Consider the following 332-nt stretch of genomic DNA (forward strand, 5'->3'; position numbering starts at 1 on the left):
GCCGATCTGCAGCGACAAATCCTTCACCGCCGCTTTGCCGGCGAAGTGCTTACTGACGCCGTTAAAGTGAATCATGGGTTCTCTCCAGCAGGGAAATCAGCAGGCGGAACAGCGCGTCAATCACTACCGCCAGCGCAATCACCGGGATCACCCCCAGCAGCACCAAATCGAGCGCGCTGCTGAGCAGTCCCTGAAAAATAATGGCGCCGAAGCCGCCTGCGCCGATCAGCGCGGCGATTACCGCCATGCCGAGCGTCTGCACCACCACCACGCGCAGCCCGGCGAGCCAGACCGGCAGCGCCAGCGGCACGTCGACGGCGAAAAAGCGCTGC

1 protein-coding gene is annotated in these 332 nt (G+C 63.6%); it reads right to left on the minus strand.

What is annotated here, in order from left to right:
- Positions 1-61: 61 nt before the first annotated feature.
- The coding region (locus B3229_RS06210) for an ABC transporter permease subunit (protein ID WP_286870136.1) at positions 62-332 on the minus strand (271 nt) is incomplete at its 5' end.

Source organism: Pantoea sp. UBA5035 (assembly GCF_002415245.1).
Lineage (GTDB): Bacteria > Pseudomonadota > Gammaproteobacteria > Enterobacterales > Enterobacteriaceae > Pantoea > Pantoea septica.